This window comes from Isoptericola chiayiensis (assembly GCF_013149805.1).
GTDB lineage: Bacteria > Actinomycetota > Actinomycetes > Actinomycetales > Cellulomonadaceae > Isoptericola > Isoptericola chiayiensis.
In genome coordinates, this window is record NZ_JABEZT010000007.1 from 190,620 (window position 1) to 206,556 (window position 15,937).

Here is a 15,937-nt window from a genome sequence, read left to right on the forward strand (position 1 = left end):
AGGACCGGCGCGACGGTCAGATCTTGGCGACCTGGTTGAACGACAGCTCGACCGGGGTCTCCCGGCCGAAGATGGACACGAGGACCTTGAGCTTCTGGGCCTCGGCGTTGATCTCGGAGATCGTGGCGGGCAGCGTGTCGAACGGACCGTCGGTGACGGTGACCGACTCGCCGACCTCGAAGTCGACCTCGATCGCGGGACGCGCTGCGGCGTCGGACGAACCACCGGCGGCCGCGGCAGCGGTCTGCTTGGCCGGCGCCTGCTCGAGCATGGTCGGGGCGAGCATGCTGAAGACCTCGTCCAGCGACAGCGGCACCGGCTGGTGGGTGTGCCCGACGAACCCGGTGACGCCCGGGGTGTGGCGCACGGCGCCCCACGACTCGTCGGTGAGGTCCATGCGCACGAGGACGTAACCCGGGATCCGGACGCGGCGGACGGTCTTCTTCTGCGCGTTCTTGATCTCGGTCACCTCCTCCATGGGGACCTCGACCTGGAAGATGTAGTCCTCCATGTTGAGGCTCTGGGTGCGGTTCTCCAGGTTGACCTTCACCCGGTTCTCGTACCCCGCGTAGGAGTGGATGACGTACCAGTCGCCGAGCTGGCCGCGCAGCGTGCGCTTCAGCTCCTCGGCCGGGTCCTCGATCTCCGCGTCGACGGGCGCCTCGGCGTCCGCCGCCTGGTCGGTGGCGTCGTCCTCGCCGCTCTCGACGTCCTGCTCGACCTCGGACTGCTCGTCCTGCTCCGTGGCGTCCGCGTCGGCGGGCACGTCGAGGTCGGCCTCGGCGCCGGTGGCGTCGGGCTGCGTGGGGTCGACGTTCTCCGTCTGCTCCAGAGGATCCTGGGACACGAACGAACCTGCTTTCTGACTTCGGGGGTGGAGTGTGCGGCTGCCGGGTTCCGGTCGGGTCAGGCCCCGAAGAGCCAGAAGGCCCCGAGCCCGAGGACGTAGTCGAGCGCCGTGACGAACAGCATCGCCACCGTGACGAACACGATGACGACGATCGTGTAGTTGATCAGCTCCGAGCGGGTCGGCGTGACGACCTTGCGGAGCTCACCCACGACCTGGCGGACGAACAGGGCGATGCGACCGAAGAAGCCACGGCGTTCCGTGTCCGTTCCGGCGCCGTGCGCCCCAGAGGCCTCGGCCGGCGACTCGCTCACTTCGACTACCCCGTTTCGCGTTCACACCGCAGCCACGCCGCCTGCCGGCGGCGCACCCACGGCACATACTCCTGGCGTCCGAGGACACGCGGTCGCATGGCCCCGCTGCGCGCGGCCCCGCGGGGGAACACGCTGGCAGGGTAGACAGGACTCGAACCTGCAACCTGCGGTTTTGGAGACCGCTGCGCTACCAATTGCGCCACTACCCTTCGTGCTCGACGGTTCCCGCTCGCTACGCCCGAGGGCGCAGGCCAGCATGGCGGCCGTCAACCACCGAGGGACTACTGTACGCGAACCTGGGCCCTGGGTCGAACCACCTCCCGCACGACGTCGGTCACACGGCGGGGTCGCGCGGCCCGGGTGCCAGACTGACCCCGTGCGCGACCTGGCCCTCCTCCCGAAAGCCCACCTCCACCTGCACTTCACCGGCTCGCTCCGGGTGTCGTCGCTGCGCGAGATGTCGGCGGCGCACGGGATGCGGCTCCCGCACGCCCTGACCGACGGCGTCGCCCTGCGGGTGCCCGCCGACGAGCGCGGCTGGTTCCGGTTCCAGCGGTTGTACGACGCCGCCCGGCACTGCGTCCGCTCCGAGGCCGACATGCGCCGCCTCGTGGACGAGGCCGCGGCCGACGACGCGGCGGAGGGGTCGGGACGCCTCGAGATCCAGGTGGACCCGACCTCCTACGCCCCGTTCGTCGGCGGCATCACGCCCGCGCTCGAGATCGTGCTGGACGAGGCGCGGTCCGCGAGCGCCCGGCACGGCGTGGAGGTGGCGGTTGTCGTCGCGGCGTCGCGGATGCGCCACCCGCTGGACGCGCGCACCCTGGCGCGGCTGGCCGCCCGGTACGCCGGCGACGGGCCGGGCGAGGTGGTCGGGTTCGGGCTCAGCAACGACGAGCGCCGCGGGGACACGTCCGCGTTCGCGCACGCGTTCCGGATCGCGCAGCGGGCCGGGCTGGCGTCGGTGCCGCACGGCGGGGAGCTGCTCGGCCCGGGGCACGTGCGCGAGGTGGTCGGTGCGCTGGCACCGGACCGGCTGGGGCACGGCGTGCGATCGATCGAGGACCAGAGCCTGCTGGCCTCGCTCGTGGAGTCGGGGGTGGCGCTGGAGGTGTGCCCCGCCTCCAACGTCTCGCTCGGCGTCTACTCCCACGACGAGGACGTGCCGTTGCGCGAGCTGTTCGACGCCGGTGCCCAGGTGGCGCTCGGCGCCGACGACCCGCTGCTGTTCGGCTCGCGCCTGCTGGACCAGTACGAGACGGCGCGCACGGTGCACGGCTTCAGCGACGCCGAGCTGGCCGACCTGGCACGGTCCTCGATCCGGGCGTCCCGGGCTTCCGAGGGCACCAGGAAGCGGCTGCTCGACGGTGTGGACGACTGGCTGGCCGCGTGAGACGTGCGCCCGTGAGGTCACGGGACGGTGTCGATCCTCGGGAGATCGGCCGCGCCGGGTCGCCGTGCGGCGGGCGCCGGTGCACCGTAGGAGTCGCGGACCCCGCCCGACGGTGACCGCACCCGGGAGGTGGAGGCATGACCACGACGACGACGCGCCGTCGCTGCGCCGCGGCGACGATCGCCGTGCTGCTGCTGCTCCTGCCCGGGTGCGCGGCCCTGTCCGAGCTGACCTCGGCCGACCCGGCGTCCGGTTCGTCCCCGTCGACGGCGGAGTCGCCGACCCCTGCCGCGTCCGTCCCGGCCTCCCCGACGCCGGAGCCCACGGCGCCGGCCGACCCCACGCCGTCGGACACTCCGACGCCGGAGCCCACCCCGAGCGCGGAGGCCACGCCGTCGCCCAGCCCGACGCCGACCGCGTCCGCTCCGGCCGAGGAGTCCGAGGCAGAGGGCACGGACGACGCCGCGAAGAAGGACCAGAAGAAGAAGGACGAGAAGAAGCAGAAGAAGACCCCCGAGCCGGAGCCCGAGCCGCAGTACCTGCAGGTCGGAGCCACGGGCGCCGAGGTCAGCGCGCTGCAGGAGCGCCTGGTCGAGCTGGGCTACTACCTGCCGGGCGTGGACGGCGTGTTCGGACCGATGACGCAGCAGGCGGTGTGGGCGCTGCAGAAGTCGGCCGGCCTGTACCGCGACGCCGTCGTCGGCCCGAACACCGAGGCCGCGCTGGACGACGGCGTGCGGCCCTCACCGGTGTCGTCGTCGGGCAAGGTCGTCGAGATCGACCTCGACCGCCAGCTCCTGCTCGCCGTCGAGGACGGGCGCGTGGTGCGCACGTTCAACGCGTCGTCGGGCAACGGTGAGACGTTCGAGGCCAAGGGCCGCACCTACCGGGCGACGACGCCGACCGGGACGTACGCCGTCTACATGGAGCGCGACTACCTGCACGAGTCGACCCTCGAGCTCGGGTCGATGTACCGGCCCAAGTACTTCACGGGCGGCATCGCCGTCCACGGGTCCGGGTCGATCCCGCCGTACCCGGCGTCGCACGGCTGCATCCGGGTGTCGAACTCGGCGATGAACTGGCTCTGGGACTCCTGGGGGATGCCGCAGGGCACGACCGTCGTCGTGCACTGACGCCCGACCGCGACGGGCCGGTCGGGCGTCAGAGCGCGACGCCCACCAGGACGGGCTCGGGCTCCAGGGCGACGCCGAACGTCTCACGCACCCCGGCGCGGACCGTGCGGGCGAGCGCCACGAGGTCCTGCGCCGTCGCTCCCCCGCGGTTGGTCAGCGCGAGCGTGTGGCGGGTGGACAGCCGCGCCGGGGAGTGCTCACCGGCCACGCCGTAGCCCTTGTCGAACCCGGCGCGGTCGATCAGCCACGCCGCCGACGTCTTGACCTGCCCGTCGCCGGCCGGGAACCGCGGCGCCTCGGCCGGCAGCGCCTCGGCGTCCGCCGCCGGAAGGATCGGGTTGGTGAAGAACGAGCCCGCCGACCAGCGGTCGTGGTCCGGCGCAGCCGCTCCCCCGACGCCGTCGAGCAGCATCCCCTTGCCGCCGCGCAGCTCCAGCACGGCCGCGCGCACGTCCGACGACGGCGTACGCTGCCCCACCTCGACGCCGAGGCGGCGTGCCAGCTCGGGGTAGACGACCGGCTCGGACAGCGATCCGATGCGCATCTGCAGGTTCACCTCCAGCACCACGTACCGGGGGGTCGGGTACCAGACCTCGCCGTCGGGCGACGTGGAGGCGCGCATCGACCGCTTGAGGACGCTCGTGCGGTAGCCGAACCCGAGCTCGCTCAGGGTGAGCGTCCGCCGTCGACCCGTGGCCCGGTCCCAGGTGCGCACCGAGGCGATCACGCCGGACACCTCCTGGCCGTAGGCGCCGATGTTCTGCACCGGGGCCGCGCCCAGCGTCCCGGGGATGCCGGAGAGCGCCTCGACCCCGATCCACTCGTTGGCGACCGCCTCGGCGACGAACGCGTCCCAGTCCTGACCGGCCGGCAGGGTGAGGTTCGCGCCGCCGCAGGCCGGGCCCTCCAGCTCGCAGGAGGCCGACAGGTCCGCGTCCAGGCCGGAACGCACGTCCCGCACCACGACGCCGTCGAACCCCTCGTCGGAGACCAGCAGGTTGGAACCGCCGCCGACCACCAGCAACGGCGTCTCGGCGTCGTCGGCAGCGCGCACGGCGTCGATCAGCTCGGCCTCGGAGGTGGCCTCCACGTACCCGCCCACCGGGCCTCCGACGCGCAGCGTCGTCAGGTCGGACAGGTTCGGGGAGGCGTCCGGGCCCAGGGCGGGGCGGGCGGCCCCGGCGGGCTTCGCGGCGGTCTGGCTCACGGATCCAGGGTAGACGGGCCACGCAGGGGCCGGGCCGCGCCCGCGACGAACAGCCCGACCACCACGGGCAGGGCCAGCACCAGCAGAGCGAGCCGGTAGCCCGTGTAGTGGGCGAGGAAGCCGATGAGCGCCGGGCCGACGAAGAACGCCGAGTAGCCGACGGTCGAGACGACGGCGACGCGCAGGGCGGCGCGCCGCGGGTCGTCGGACGCCGCCGACATCCCCATCGGGAAGCCGAGCCCGGAGCCCACGCCCCACAGGAACACGCCCAGGAGCGCGAGCGGCAGGCTGGGCACGAGCGCGAACAGCGAGACGCCGACCAGGGCGCAGGCGCCGCTGGCGCGCAGCACGGGGACGCGCCCGAACCGGTCGATGATCTCGGTGCCGACCAGGCGGGTCACGGTCATCGCGACGAGGAACACCGCGAGCGCCACCGCCCCGATCCCGTCCCCGGTCCCGAACCCGTCGACGGTGGCCAGGCCCACCCAGTCGTTGGCGGCGCCCTCGGTGAGGGCGGCGGCGAGCACGACGAGCCCGATGAGCAGCGTGCGCGGCTCGCGCCACGTGGCGAGCGTGTCCTTGACGGTGTGGCCGTGGGACGGCTCGACGGCGGTGGCCGGGTCGGCGACCGCGTCCTGCGCGCCGGGCTGCGAGACGTCGGGGCCGGCGTCGTGCGCGGGCAGGAACGCCCGGACGCACAGCGCCACGGCGAGGGCGTCGAGGACGACGACGGTGGTCAGGTGGGCGGTGAGCGGCACCTGCGCCCAGGCGGCGAGCGCGCCGACACCGGCGCCGGCGACCGTGCCGAAGGAGAACGCGGCGTGGAAGCGCGGCATGATCGCCTTGCCGAGCTTCTGCTCGACGACGGCGCCCTCGAGGTTCATCGCGGCGTCCCAGACACCCATGCCCATGCCGCCGAGGAAGAGCCCGACGCGCACGAGCCAGGGCAGGTCGACATCGATGGCCACCGTGGCGACGGTGAAGCCGGTGGCGGCGAGGACGGCGAACCCGAGGACGGTGCGCGCCGCGCCGCGGCGGGAGGCGATCATCCCGGACAGCGGCAGGGCGCAGATCGAACCGATCGACGCGGTGAGCAGGAGGACGCCCATCTGGGCCTCGGTGAACCCGAGACCGTCCCGCACGGCGGGGATGCGCGAGGCCCAGGTCGCCATGCCGAACCCGGCGGCGACGAAGACGCCGTAGACGGCGACGACGGCGGCACGCAGGTGGCGCGCGTCGGGCCGTGCGGAGGCAGAGGTGGTCACGGGACAACGATCTCCGGCGCCGCCCGCGCGGTCAAATCGTTTCGATCCAGGTGCGCCGGTAGGCTGGCGCGCACTTGCCGGGCCTGGAAGGAGTGGCATGGGTCGCACACCGAGCAGCCGACCGACGTTGGCGCGCGTCGCCGAACGCGCCGGGGTGTCCGTCTCGACCGCGTCCCTCGCGTTCTCGGGATCGGGCCCCATCACCCCGGAGACCCGGGACAAGGTGCTCGCCGCCGCCTCCGAGCTCGGGTACACCGGACCCAACCCCCTCGGACGCCAGCTGCGCCGCGGGCGGTCCGGCATCGTCGGCGTCGTCATCGGCGACCACCCGGGCCGGGCCTTCCGGGACCCCGTGGCCGTGCAGGTGCTGGACGGGCTGGTCGACGTGCTGGGCACCGAAGGGCTCGGCGTGCTGCTGATCCCGGGGGTGGACCTCGGCCAGGACGCCGTCGACCCGCTGCTCGAGACGGCCGCGATGGACGTCGCCGTCCTGGTGTGGGGGGTGCTCAGCGAGGACCCGACCCTCAACGCGCTGCAACGCCGCAACGTCCCCGTCGTCGTCGGCGAGGGTCGTGCCGTGGAGGGGGCACCGCTCGTCGCGCTGGAGGACCGCGCCGGTGCCGCCGAGGCAGTGCGCCACCTCGTCGAGCTCGGGCACACACGGATCGCCGAGATCTCCCTGCCGTTCGGCCGGGGCGAACGGTCCGGACCCGCCGACGCCGAACGCCTGGCGTGCGCCGACCGCACCCCCACCGCGCACCGCATGGCCGGGATCCGCGACGTCGTCGACCCGGTCATCACGTGGGAGACCCCCGCCTCGCTCGTGGAGCACGGCCGCGACGCCGCCACGGAGATCCTCGGTACGTGGGTGCCGGCGTCGGAACGGCCCACCGCGATCGTGGCGCACTCCGACCTGCTGGCCGCGGGTGCCGTCATCGCGGCGCGCGAGCTCGGCCTGAGCATCCCCGAGGACGTCTCGATCGCCGGGTTCGACGGCCTCGACCTGCCCTGGCTCTCCCCCGACGTGCTCACCAGCGTCCACCAGCCGCTGCGGGAGAAGGGCGCCCGGCTCGGCCGGGCGGTCATCGACCTGCTGGCCGGCGAGGAGCCCACGTCGATCGCGCTGCCCGTCGGGCTCGTCCCCGGGACGACCACCGGTCCGGTACCCCGGACGTAGACCGACCGCCGAGGGAGGCGACTCCCCGCGAGGTAGGTTGCCCACCTCGCGGGAGGTTCGCCTACCTCGCGGTGGAATTGCCTACCCCGCGTGAGGTCGGCCTACCTCGCGAGAGGGCGAGCGCGCGCTCCCGGGTGAGGAAGGCGAGCATCGCGTCCTTGGGTCCGTGCGGCGACTCGAAGTGGATCTTCCCGGCAGGCTCGAACCCCATCGCGACCATCCGCGCGATCGCCGCGCGGTGACGCACGTCCGGCTCGACCACGATCCGTCGCACGGCCGGCAGCGCGAACCCGAACGCCAGCAGCGCCGGACCGAGCGCCGGCCACCCGGACCGCCGCGACCCCAGGAAGAAGTGCGCCCCGACGTCACCGGGCTCGACGTCGTAGGCCGCCGCCACCGGGTCGTCCTCCGGGTGGTAGAGCTGGACCATCGCCACGGGCTCCCCCGCGTCCCGCACCAGGTAGGCGTGGTGCGTCGGCAGGGACGCCACGAACTCGTAGGTCTCGCGCAGCTCGTCCCGGGTCAGCGCACCGAGCCCGAAGAACGCCGCGTTCGGGCCGGTCACCCAGGCGTGCAGCACGTCGACGTCGGCCGCGGGGTCGAGCACGTGCACCGAGATCGCGCCTGACCGCCACACCTCGGACCCGGGCTCCCCCGTCAGCAGTCGTTCCGTCATGGGGCCTCCCAGGTCTCGCGCCGCAGGCGCGTCCAGTCGGTCTCGATCTCGTGCGTCGCGGCGCGTGCCCACTCGCCGTGCTGGTCGGCGAAGTGCACCGACCGCGGGTCGCCGGCAGCCCCGAACGGGACTCCCCACCGGCTGCGCCGCCGGTCGGCCAGGTCCCACACCCAGCGCGCCACCGACCCGCGCCAGGACGCGGTGGACACGCCCGGCACCGAGCCCGTGCACCGCACGGTGTCCGCGGCGCCCGAGACCGGGACGCGCAGCGCGCGCGGCACACGGGGCACCGCCGAAGGGTCGACGCCGGTCGCGTCGGCCAGGGCGTGCAGGGGCAGCACCGGGTGTCGCCGGCCCCAGGTGTCCGACGCCGACGAACGACCACGGCGGCCGCCCGCGGCCCCGGTGAGCTCCCCGTGGGCGGTCACGAGGGCGTCCCGCGCCTCGGCCCGAGCGTCCAGCGCCGGTGTGAGCGACTCCCCCGCGGCCAGCAGCGCGCCGAGCACCTGCCCCACCCGGGCCGACACGTCGAACCAGGGAGCCAGCACCCCCGGAGCGCCGTGGGGCTCGCGCACCGCCGCGAGCGCGGGGTGTGCCGCGACGCGTCGGGCCAGGGCGTCGCGCCAGACGGCGAAGAGTGCCGCATCGCCCGAGTCGGCGTCCATGCGGGCACCGCGGGCGACCCAGGTCCGCAGCCGGGCGGCCGCAGGGCCGATGCCCGGTCCGACGACGTGGGCCAGCCATCCCACCAGTCCGGCGGCCCCGGGGTCGGACACGTCGCCGTGCACCCGTGCCTGCTCCGCCGCGAGCTCGCCGCCGTCGGGTGGCGTGGCCAGGAGCTCACGGATCCGGTCCGCGCGGTGGGGTGCGTACGTCAGTCCGAGGTCCGGCACCCGCGCACCGTCGGGGCGTTCGTTGGCGTCGACGGCGAGGTCCGGCACCGCGACCGGGTCCGACGCCGGTCGCCACGGCGGCAGCGTCCCGGCCCGGCCGGCGTCGCGCCAGACGGCGTGGGGCAGCACCCGCTCGTCGCGCGGCCGGGCGGGCACCCGGCCGGCCGTCACGCTGAGCACGGTCCCGCCGGAGTCGGCGGCCAGCACGCGGTTGACCGGCTCGACCCACCCGGCGAACGCCGATGCGACGTCGTCGGCCGACCGCACCCGCTGCAGCGCCCGCCAGGACGCGACGCCCAGGTCGGCGTCGGCCCGCACCGGCCAGCGCAGCGCGTGGGTGTCGGTGACCAGTGGTCCGCGCGGCGTCTCGGTCCAGGCGACCTCGACGTGGTCGCCACCACGCACGGGTACCACGTCGACGCCGGTCCCGACCGGCCCGCCGGACCCGTCGAGGGACTCGGGGGTCTCGACGAACAGCTCGGCGGCGTGCGCCAGGGCGTTGGTGATCCCCCACGCCACCGAACCGCCCGCGCCGGGTCCGCCGTCGTCGGGCACCTGCACCTGACCGAAGTGCAGCACCCCGGGCACGCCGGGGAACGCCAGGCCGACGACGTCGTAGGCGTCGCAGGCGAGCCGGACCTGCTGGTAGACGCCCGGCAGCTCGAGGAGCCGATGCGGGTCGCCGGCCAGCAGCGGGAGCCCGCTCGCCGTCCGTGTCCCGGCGAACGCCCAGGCGTTCGACCCCGACCCCGCGCCGTCGTCGGCCCCGGACAGGAGGGCGGTCAGGGGATGACCGGCCCCGAGCGTCCGGACCACGTGCTCGCGCCACAGGAGGTGCGGCCAGGTGCCGAAGAGGACGTGGTTGGTCAGGAACACGCCGAGCGGCATCCAGTCCGGCCACGGCTCGTGCTCGGGCAGCCCGCCGGGGGCCGCGGCCAGGGCGTCCATCTCCGGGACGTCGCGGCCGCCGTCGGACAGGCCGGCGTTGACGCCTTCGGTGTACGCCGCGAGCCACGCCCGCTCGGGCTCGGTCAGGGCCGCGTGGACGCGTCGTGCCGTGTCGGCCAGGCGCACCCGGACGGCGAACCGGTCCCACGTGAGCCCGCCCGGCCCGAACCGCGCTGCGAGGCGCCCCTCGGCGCGCCACCGGTCGGACTCGAGCTGCCAGCCCCGGTCCCGGGCCGTGACGTAGCCCTGCCCACGGGCCAGGTCCAGCTCGCCGGCGGCACGCACGTGCGGCACGCCCCAGGTGTCGCGGAAGACCTCGAACGTCACGTGCGCGCCACCGGGTTCGCCAGCGTGCCGGCGTAGATGAGCGAGCTCGACTGGTCGGCGAGGTCGACCATCTGCAGGGTGTTGCGCAGCTGCAGCCGGTTGAGGCACGAGTGGGCGAACCGCGCGGCCCGCAGGTCGACGCCGGACTCGAGGTCCGGGTGCTCGGCCTCGTGCCGGGCGAGGCACTCGCCGACCAGCGCCCAGAACCGGTCCTCGCGCAGCACGCCGTCGACCGCGAGGATGCCGGCCAGGTGGCGCAGCACGCCGTCGAAGACGTCGGTGAAGATCGCCAGCGCCTTCTCGGCGTCGTCCACCGGGGCGGCGATCCGGGACACCTGCTCGGGAAGCGACCGGTCCGCGAGCACGGCGACCTCCTCGCCGATGTCCTTCATGAACGCCCGCCGCACGACGCCGTCGCGCAGCACGAGCACGAGGTTCTCCCCGTGCGGCATGAACGCCAGGTCGTGGGCACGCAGGCAGTGCACCAGGGGGTAGAGGTAGGCGTCCAGGTAGGCCCGCACCCAGTCGGCCGGGTCGATGCCGGACGCCCGCACGAGCTCGGTGACCAGGGCGCGGCCCGCGGCGTCGCGGTGCAGCAGGGACGCCATGGTGGCCAGCCGCTCGCCGGGGGCGGTGCGCGGCAGCGGGGACTCCCGCCACAGCGCCGCGAGCATCTTGCGGTGGGCGTTGGGGCGGGGGGTGCGGTGGTAGACGTCGCCGGTGTAGCCGGCCGCGGCGAGCTCGCGCAGCACGCCGAAGCCGGCGCCCCCCAGGGTCGCGTCGCCGTCGACGAGGTCCGCGACCCAGTCGTTGATGGCGGGCGTGGCCCGCATGTACGCCGGGGACAGTCCCCGCAGGAACCCCATGTTCTGGATGGCCAGCGCCACCTTGACGTAGTGCCGTTCCGGACGGGTCCGGTTGAACATCGTGCGGATCGACTGCTGCGGGGTGTACTCGTCCGCGCCGGGGCCGAGCGGGACGAGGTCGCCGCGCGCGACGTCGGCGGCGAACGTGATCGGCAGCCGGTGCTCGGCCTGCCACGGGTGCAACGGCAGGAACAGGTATTCCGCCGGGTCCAGCCCGCGCGCGGCGAGCCGGTCCGCGAACGCCGCCCGTTCGGCGCTGGACAGCTCGGCGTCGTACAGCCCGGACTCCGTCTGGTCGTCCGCGAGCGCCAGGTGGGTGTGCTCGCGCCGGGCGGCGACCCACTGCAGTCGCAGCCGGCCGCCCCGTTCGGGGGCGAACGCCTCGTAGTCCGGAAGGGAGAAGCCGATGCGGCCGTTGTTCGCGACGAAGCCGGGGTGCCCCTCGGACATCGCGGCCTCGACGGCCTGGAACGTCTCGGCGGTCCGACGGCGGTCCTCGGCCTGGTCGGCAGGGCCCTGATGCGCCGCCTCGGGCCCCGGCGCGGTGAGTCCCGCGACCAGACGCGTGGCGTCCGGGGTGAGTCCGGACAGCTCTCGGTCCCGCTTGGCCATGGCGGCCGCCAGGGTGCTGGAGAGCTCCTCGAGGTAGGTGGCGAGCAGGTCGTCGGGGATCTGGAGCGACGGCTGCAGCTCGGCGATCAGCTCGAGGGCGTCGACGGGCAGCTCGGTGCCGTCCTGATCGCCGGAGTCCCCCGTGCGTGTGATGGAGCCGGGGTCGATCACCCAGTGCTCGAGCGCGAACGTCCGCGCGGCGAAGCGGTAGGTGACGCCGTCGAGGTCGAGGCGGTACCGCGCCGGTCCGTCTGCTCCGGGAGCGCCGTCGGCGGCTCCGTCGGCGACCGGCGCGAAGAGCCGTTCGTGGGTCAGCTCGGTCAGCGCCTTGGCGACCACGTGGCGGTGGGCGTGCTCCGCGAGGTCCCCGCGCAGGTGCGGCGCCGGGTCCACCCCGGCACCGAGCGGGGAGGCGGCGAAGTCGTCGCGGGTGCACACGCTCAGCGCGGCGGTCTTCGTGTGCCCGCCGTCGGTGACCTCGACCTCGCCCAGCACCCGGAACCCGGCCGCGGCGTTCTTCGCCGCGATCTTCGCGCCCGTCACGTCGGGCTCGACGACGACGCGCGCTCCCCCGCGTCCGCCCTCCGCGACGTCGGTGAGGCAGCAGCGCACGACGGCGGACATGATCGCGTCCGTCAGGCCCGGGCGCCGCTCGGCCGGGTCGACGGGGGCGGGTGCGACGAGCAGGTGCATGCCGACGTCCCCGGGCAGCGCGTCGTGGACCTCCGTGAGCAGCACCCGGGCCGGGTCGTAGGTCTCGACGTAGGCGACCGCCGCGTCGTCGAGGCGGACGAGCCAGCCGTCCTGGGCGTCGTCGGCGACCAGACCGGCCAGGTAGGCGCGGACCTCGTCGACACCGAGGCCGCCCATGTGCCACGCCGACGACGCCGGATGGGCCAGCCAGCCCTGGACGGTCGCCGCGTCGGCGTCCGGGTCCACCGGCGAGAGCGTGAGCTCGCCGAGGCGGGTCCACGCGGTGAACGTGCCGGCCGACGAGGCCGCGGGCGCGCTGGTCGCGGTCGCGAGGATGTCGGTCGCCGCGGTCACCGGGCCACCTCCTCGGCCGGAGCTCCCCCGTCGGCCGGGGTGCCGCCGTCGGACCGCTGCGCCGGGACCCCGCCCGGCAGCCCGAACTCCTGGAAGGCGATCCGCCGCTCGATCGGGTACGGCTCACGGCCCGTGATCTTGGCGAGCACCACGGAGTTGCGCCACGGGCCGAAGCCGAGATCCGGGGCGGTGACGCCGTGAGAGTGCTCCTCGCCGTTGAGGGTGTGGATCCGTCCGTCCGAGCTGACCGTGTAGTCGGCCGTCGCGGCGAACCGCCCCTGGTCGTCCAGGAGCAGGCGGCCGCGCACCGGGTCCAGCAGGTCGGGCACGCCGGCCGCGTAGCCCGTCGCCGCAACGACTGCGCGGGTGCGGTGCTCCGCCGTCGTGCCGAGCTGGCCGTGCCGCAGGGTCAGCACGTACTCCGTGCTGCCGTCGTCGGCCCGCTCCGCGCGGGCGGCCACCACCTCGGTGTCGCTGAGCAGCGTGGTCGGGACGTCGCGGCCCAGGGCCGTGCGGCGGTAGAGGGTGTCGTAGATGTCGTCGATCAGGTCGGCGCTGATCCCCTTGTACAGGTTGCGCTGCTCGCGCCCCACCAGGTCGCGCAGCTCGGTGGGCAGGCCGTGGAAGTGCGCCGTGTACTCCGGGGACGTCATCTCCAGGGTGAGCTTGGTGTACTCCATCGGGAAGAACCGCGGCGAACGCGTCACCCAGTCCAACCGGTAGGCGCCGGCGTCCTCGAGCAGGTCCCGGTACACCTCCGCCGCGGACTGGCCCGAGCCCACGACCGTCACCGCGCCGGACGCCTGCAGGGCGTCCCGGTGCGTCAGGTAGTCCGCGGTGTGGATCACGGGTCCGGCGTCCGCGAGGCCGGCGGCGCTCTCGGACCGGTCCGCCAGGTCCGCGAGCGGGGCCGGCAGCCGTGGCGAGGTGCCGACACCGAGCACCACGTGCCGGGCGCGGTACTGCTCGCGGCGGATGCCGCCGTCGGAGGCCGTGCCGTCCGCCCCAGCACCGCCGTCGGACACCTCGGCCGTGACGACGTACGCGTCGCTCGCCGCGTCGTGCTCCACCGCGACGACGCGTCGACCCCAGCGCAGGGTGTCCAGGCGACCCGCCACCCAGCGGCAGTACTGGTCGTACTCGGCGCGCAGCGGGTAGAACGACTCACGGATGTAGAACGGGTACAGCCGCCCGGTGTCCTTGAGGAAGGCCAGGAACGAGTACGGCGAGGTCGGGTCGGCCATCGTGACCAGGTCCGCCAGGAACGGCACCTGGATGGTGGCGCCCTCGAGCATCATGCCCGGGTGCCAGGAGAACCCCGACCGCTGGTCGAGGAACACCGCGTCCACGTCGTCCAGAGGGTCCGCGAGCGCCGCGAGGCCCAGGTTGAAGGGTCCGATGCCGATGCCGACGACGTCGTAGGTCCTCATCGCGGGTCTCCGGTCGTGGTGCGGGCCAGGTGCGGGTGGACGTCCCGGCAGGGCGGTGCGGCCAGGTCCGCGAGCTCGCGACCGGCGAGCAGACCGTGCGCGGCGTCGCGGACCAGGGTCAGCACGCGGCGCACGTCGTCGAGGGTGACGTCCGGGTTGAGCAGCGTGAGCTTGAGACAGGGACGGCCGTCGATCACGGTCTTGGCGACGCTCGCCCGGCCGGAGTCGAACAGCACCCGGCGCACCGCGGGCACCAGGGCGTCGGCCTCGGCGTCCGTGACGCCGTCGGGCTGGTAGCGGAAGATCACCGTGGACAGGTCCGTGCCGCACACCAGGCGGAGCTCGGCGTCGTCCGCCAGGTCGGCGTGCACGGCCGCCGCCAGGTCGCACACGGCGTCGACCATCGCGCCGATGCCGTCCGGGCCGATCGCACGCAGGGTCGTCCACATCTTCAGCGCGTCGAAGCGTCGGGTGGTCTGCAGCGAACGGTCCACCTGGTTGACCTCGGCGGCGTCCTCGACCGGGTTGAGGTAGTCGGCGTGCCACGCGGTGCGCGCCAGGTCGGCGGCGTCGCGGAACAGGACCGCGCTGGCCGAGACCGGCTGGAAGAACGTCTTGTGGAAGTCGACCGTCACGCTGCGCGCCCGCTCGATGCCGGCGAGCAGGCGGCGCCGGGTCGGCGAGACGAGGAGGCCACCGCCGTAGGCGGCGTCGACGTGCAGCCAGGTGTCGGTCGCGTCGCACAGCTCGGCGACGCGGGCGAGCGGGTCGACGGTGCCGCGGTCGGTGGTGCCGGCGGTGGCGACGACGGCCATCGCCACCGCCCCCGCCCGCTCCGTCGCGGCGAGGGCGTCCGCGAGAGCGGCCGGGTCCATGCGGCCGGCGGCGTCCGTGGCGACCGAGGTGACGGCGTCGTCGGCGAGGCCGAGGATCATCGCGGACTTCGCGACCGAGAAGTGGCTGGCGGCGGTGGCCAGGATGCGCAGCCGCCCCTGGAGGCCGTGCCGCGCGGCGCCGGTGAGGCGGACGCCGTCCGGGCCGGTCAGCGCACGTTCCCGGGCGGCGAGCAGCGCGTGCAGGTTGGACTGGGTGCCGCCCGAGGTGAAGACACCGTCGCCTGCGGTGAGACCGATGCGCTCGGTGGTCCAGGCGATCAGGCGGCGTTCCATCAGGGTGGCGACCGTCGACTGGTCGTAGGTGTCCACGGACGTGTTGATCGCGGCGAGCATCGCCTCGGCGCCGACGGCGGGGATCGCGACGGGGCAGTTGAGGTGCGCGGCGTAGGCCGGGTCGTGGAACCAGACGGCGTGGGTGGCGTACAGGTCGGCGGTCTCGCGCAGGGCGCCGCCGGTCCCGATGCCCGGGCTGTCGAGGTCGACGGCGTCGACGAGCGCGGTGAGCTCGACGCGGCTGGCGCCGCTCCAGGGCTGGTCGACCGCGGCGAACCGGGCCGCGACGTCGTCGACCACCCGGTGGACCGTGCGGGCGTACGCGCTCGCCGTCGCACCGGTCAGGAGGGTGTCGGTGCTGGTCAGCGTGGTATCGGGTGGCGTGGTGGGCACGTCCTCGGGCTCCTCGGATGAGAGGGTGAAAAGGCCAGGCTCGCCTAACTTAGACACGCCTAACTCCCCTGTCCAGCCTGACGCCACCATCCGAGACCCGACCCTCCCGAGGTAGGCATTTTCTCCCCGAGGTAGACCAGGGTTGCGCGAGAGGCTTCTATGGGTTGTCAAGGGGTCTGTGAGAGGTCGGCTCGTTTGAGGGCTCGGTAGAGGTTGCGGGCGATGTAGTTCTTCAGGCAG

12 protein-coding genes and 1 tRNA gene are annotated in these 15,937 nt (G+C 74.2%); 3 read left to right on the forward strand and 10 right to left on the reverse strand.

Features of this window, described 5'->3' with window-relative positions; all coding sequences use genetic code 11:
• Nucleotides 1-16 precede the first annotated feature (16 nt).
• The 3 genes from nusG to HDG68_RS13435 all read right to left on the reverse strand — a co-directional run bounded on the left by nusG (nucleotide 17) and on the right by HDG68_RS13435 (nucleotide 1,370).
• Nucleotides 17-847 carry a transcription termination/antitermination protein NusG gene (nusG, locus tag HDG68_RS13425; protein WP_172152913.1) on the reverse strand — a complete coding sequence of 277 codons (831 nt, stop codon included), beginning with the start codon at nucleotides 845-847 and terminating at the stop codon, nucleotides 17-19.
• Between the two features lie 59 nt (nucleotides 848-906).
• The gene (gene secE, locus HDG68_RS13430; protein WP_172152915.1) at nucleotides 907-1,161 is read right to left on the reverse strand and encodes a preprotein translocase subunit SecE; all 255 of its coding nucleotides are present in this window, start codon (nucleotides 1,159-1,161) and stop codon (nucleotides 907-909) included.
• Between the two features lie 133 nt (nucleotides 1,162-1,294).
• Nucleotides 1,295-1,370 (reverse strand) — tRNA-Trp (locus HDG68_RS13435).
• Between the two features lie 167 nt (nucleotides 1,371-1,537).
• Between HDG68_RS13435 and HDG68_RS13440 the strand changes: the two genes are divergently transcribed.
• Nucleotides 1,538-2,554 (forward strand): adenosine deaminase, encoded by a 1,017-nt coding sequence (locus HDG68_RS13440; protein WP_172152917.1) that lies wholly within the window; start codon nucleotides 1,538-1,540, stop codon nucleotides 2,552-2,554.
• Nucleotides 2,555-2,691: 137 nt separating this feature from the next.
• The gene (locus HDG68_RS13445; protein ID WP_172152919.1) at nucleotides 2,692-3,687 is read left to right on the forward strand and encodes a L,D-transpeptidase family protein; all 996 of its coding nucleotides are present in this window, start codon (nucleotides 2,692-2,694) and stop codon (nucleotides 3,685-3,687) included.
• Nucleotides 3,688-3,715: 28 nt separating this feature from the next.
• Here the strand turns inward: HDG68_RS13445 and HDG68_RS13450 are convergent, their stop codons facing one another.
• A complete protein-coding gene (locus tag HDG68_RS13450; protein WP_425483768.1) occupies nucleotides 3,716-4,894 on the reverse strand; it encodes a UDP-N-acetylmuramate dehydrogenase in 1,179 nt (392 codons plus the stop codon).
• A complete protein-coding gene (locus HDG68_RS13455) occupies nucleotides 4,891-6,159 on the reverse strand; it encodes an MFS transporter (protein WP_343037578.1) in 1,269 nt (422 codons plus the stop codon). Before HDG68_RS13455 ends, HDG68_RS13450 begins: the two co-directional genes overlap by 4 nt.
• Nucleotides 6,160-6,256: 97 nt before the next feature.
• On the opposite strand from HDG68_RS13455, the gene HDG68_RS13460 reads away from it, so the two are divergent.
• The gene (locus tag HDG68_RS13460; protein WP_172152923.1) at nucleotides 6,257-7,336 is read left to right on the forward strand and encodes a LacI family DNA-binding transcriptional regulator; all 1,080 of its coding nucleotides are present in this window, start codon (nucleotides 6,257-6,259) and stop codon (nucleotides 7,334-7,336) included.
• Between the two features lie 61 nt (nucleotides 7,337-7,397).
• Here HDG68_RS13460 and HDG68_RS13465 read toward each other — a convergent pair whose 3' ends face one another.
• Genes HDG68_RS13465 through HDG68_RS13485 form a run of 5 tightly spaced genes read right to left on the reverse strand, consistent with a single transcriptional unit; the run spans nucleotide 7,398 to nucleotide 15,697 of the window.
• Nucleotides 7,398-8,012, reverse strand: a complete 615-nt coding sequence (locus tag HDG68_RS13465) for a GNAT family N-acetyltransferase (RefSeq protein ID WP_172152925.1) — start codon at nucleotides 8,010-8,012, stop codon at nucleotides 7,398-7,400.
• Nucleotides 8,009-10,180, reverse strand: a complete 2,172-nt coding sequence (locus HDG68_RS13470; RefSeq protein WP_172152927.1) for a penicillin acylase family protein — start codon at nucleotides 10,178-10,180, stop codon at nucleotides 8,009-8,011. Before HDG68_RS13470 ends, HDG68_RS13465 begins: the two co-directional genes overlap by 4 nt.
• Nucleotides 10,177-12,705 carry a GNAT family N-acetyltransferase gene (locus tag HDG68_RS13475; RefSeq protein WP_343037579.1) on the reverse strand — a complete coding sequence of 843 codons (2,529 nt, stop codon included), beginning with the start codon at nucleotides 12,703-12,705 and terminating at the stop codon, nucleotides 10,177-10,179. The genes HDG68_RS13470 and HDG68_RS13475 overlap by 4 nt, the downstream gene beginning before the upstream one ends.
• A complete protein-coding gene (locus HDG68_RS13480) occupies nucleotides 12,702-14,135 on the reverse strand; it encodes a lysine N(6)-hydroxylase/L-ornithine N(5)-oxygenase family protein (protein WP_172152929.1) in 1,434 nt (477 codons plus the stop codon). Before HDG68_RS13480 ends, HDG68_RS13475 begins: the two co-directional genes overlap by 4 nt.
• On the reverse strand, nucleotides 14,132-15,697 hold the full coding sequence (locus HDG68_RS13485; protein WP_343037580.1) for a pyridoxal phosphate-dependent decarboxylase family protein: 1,566 nt from the start codon (nucleotides 15,695-15,697) through the stop codon (nucleotides 14,132-14,134). The genes HDG68_RS13480 and HDG68_RS13485 overlap by 4 nt, the downstream gene beginning before the upstream one ends.
• Nucleotides 15,698-15,937: the final 240 nt, after the last annotated feature.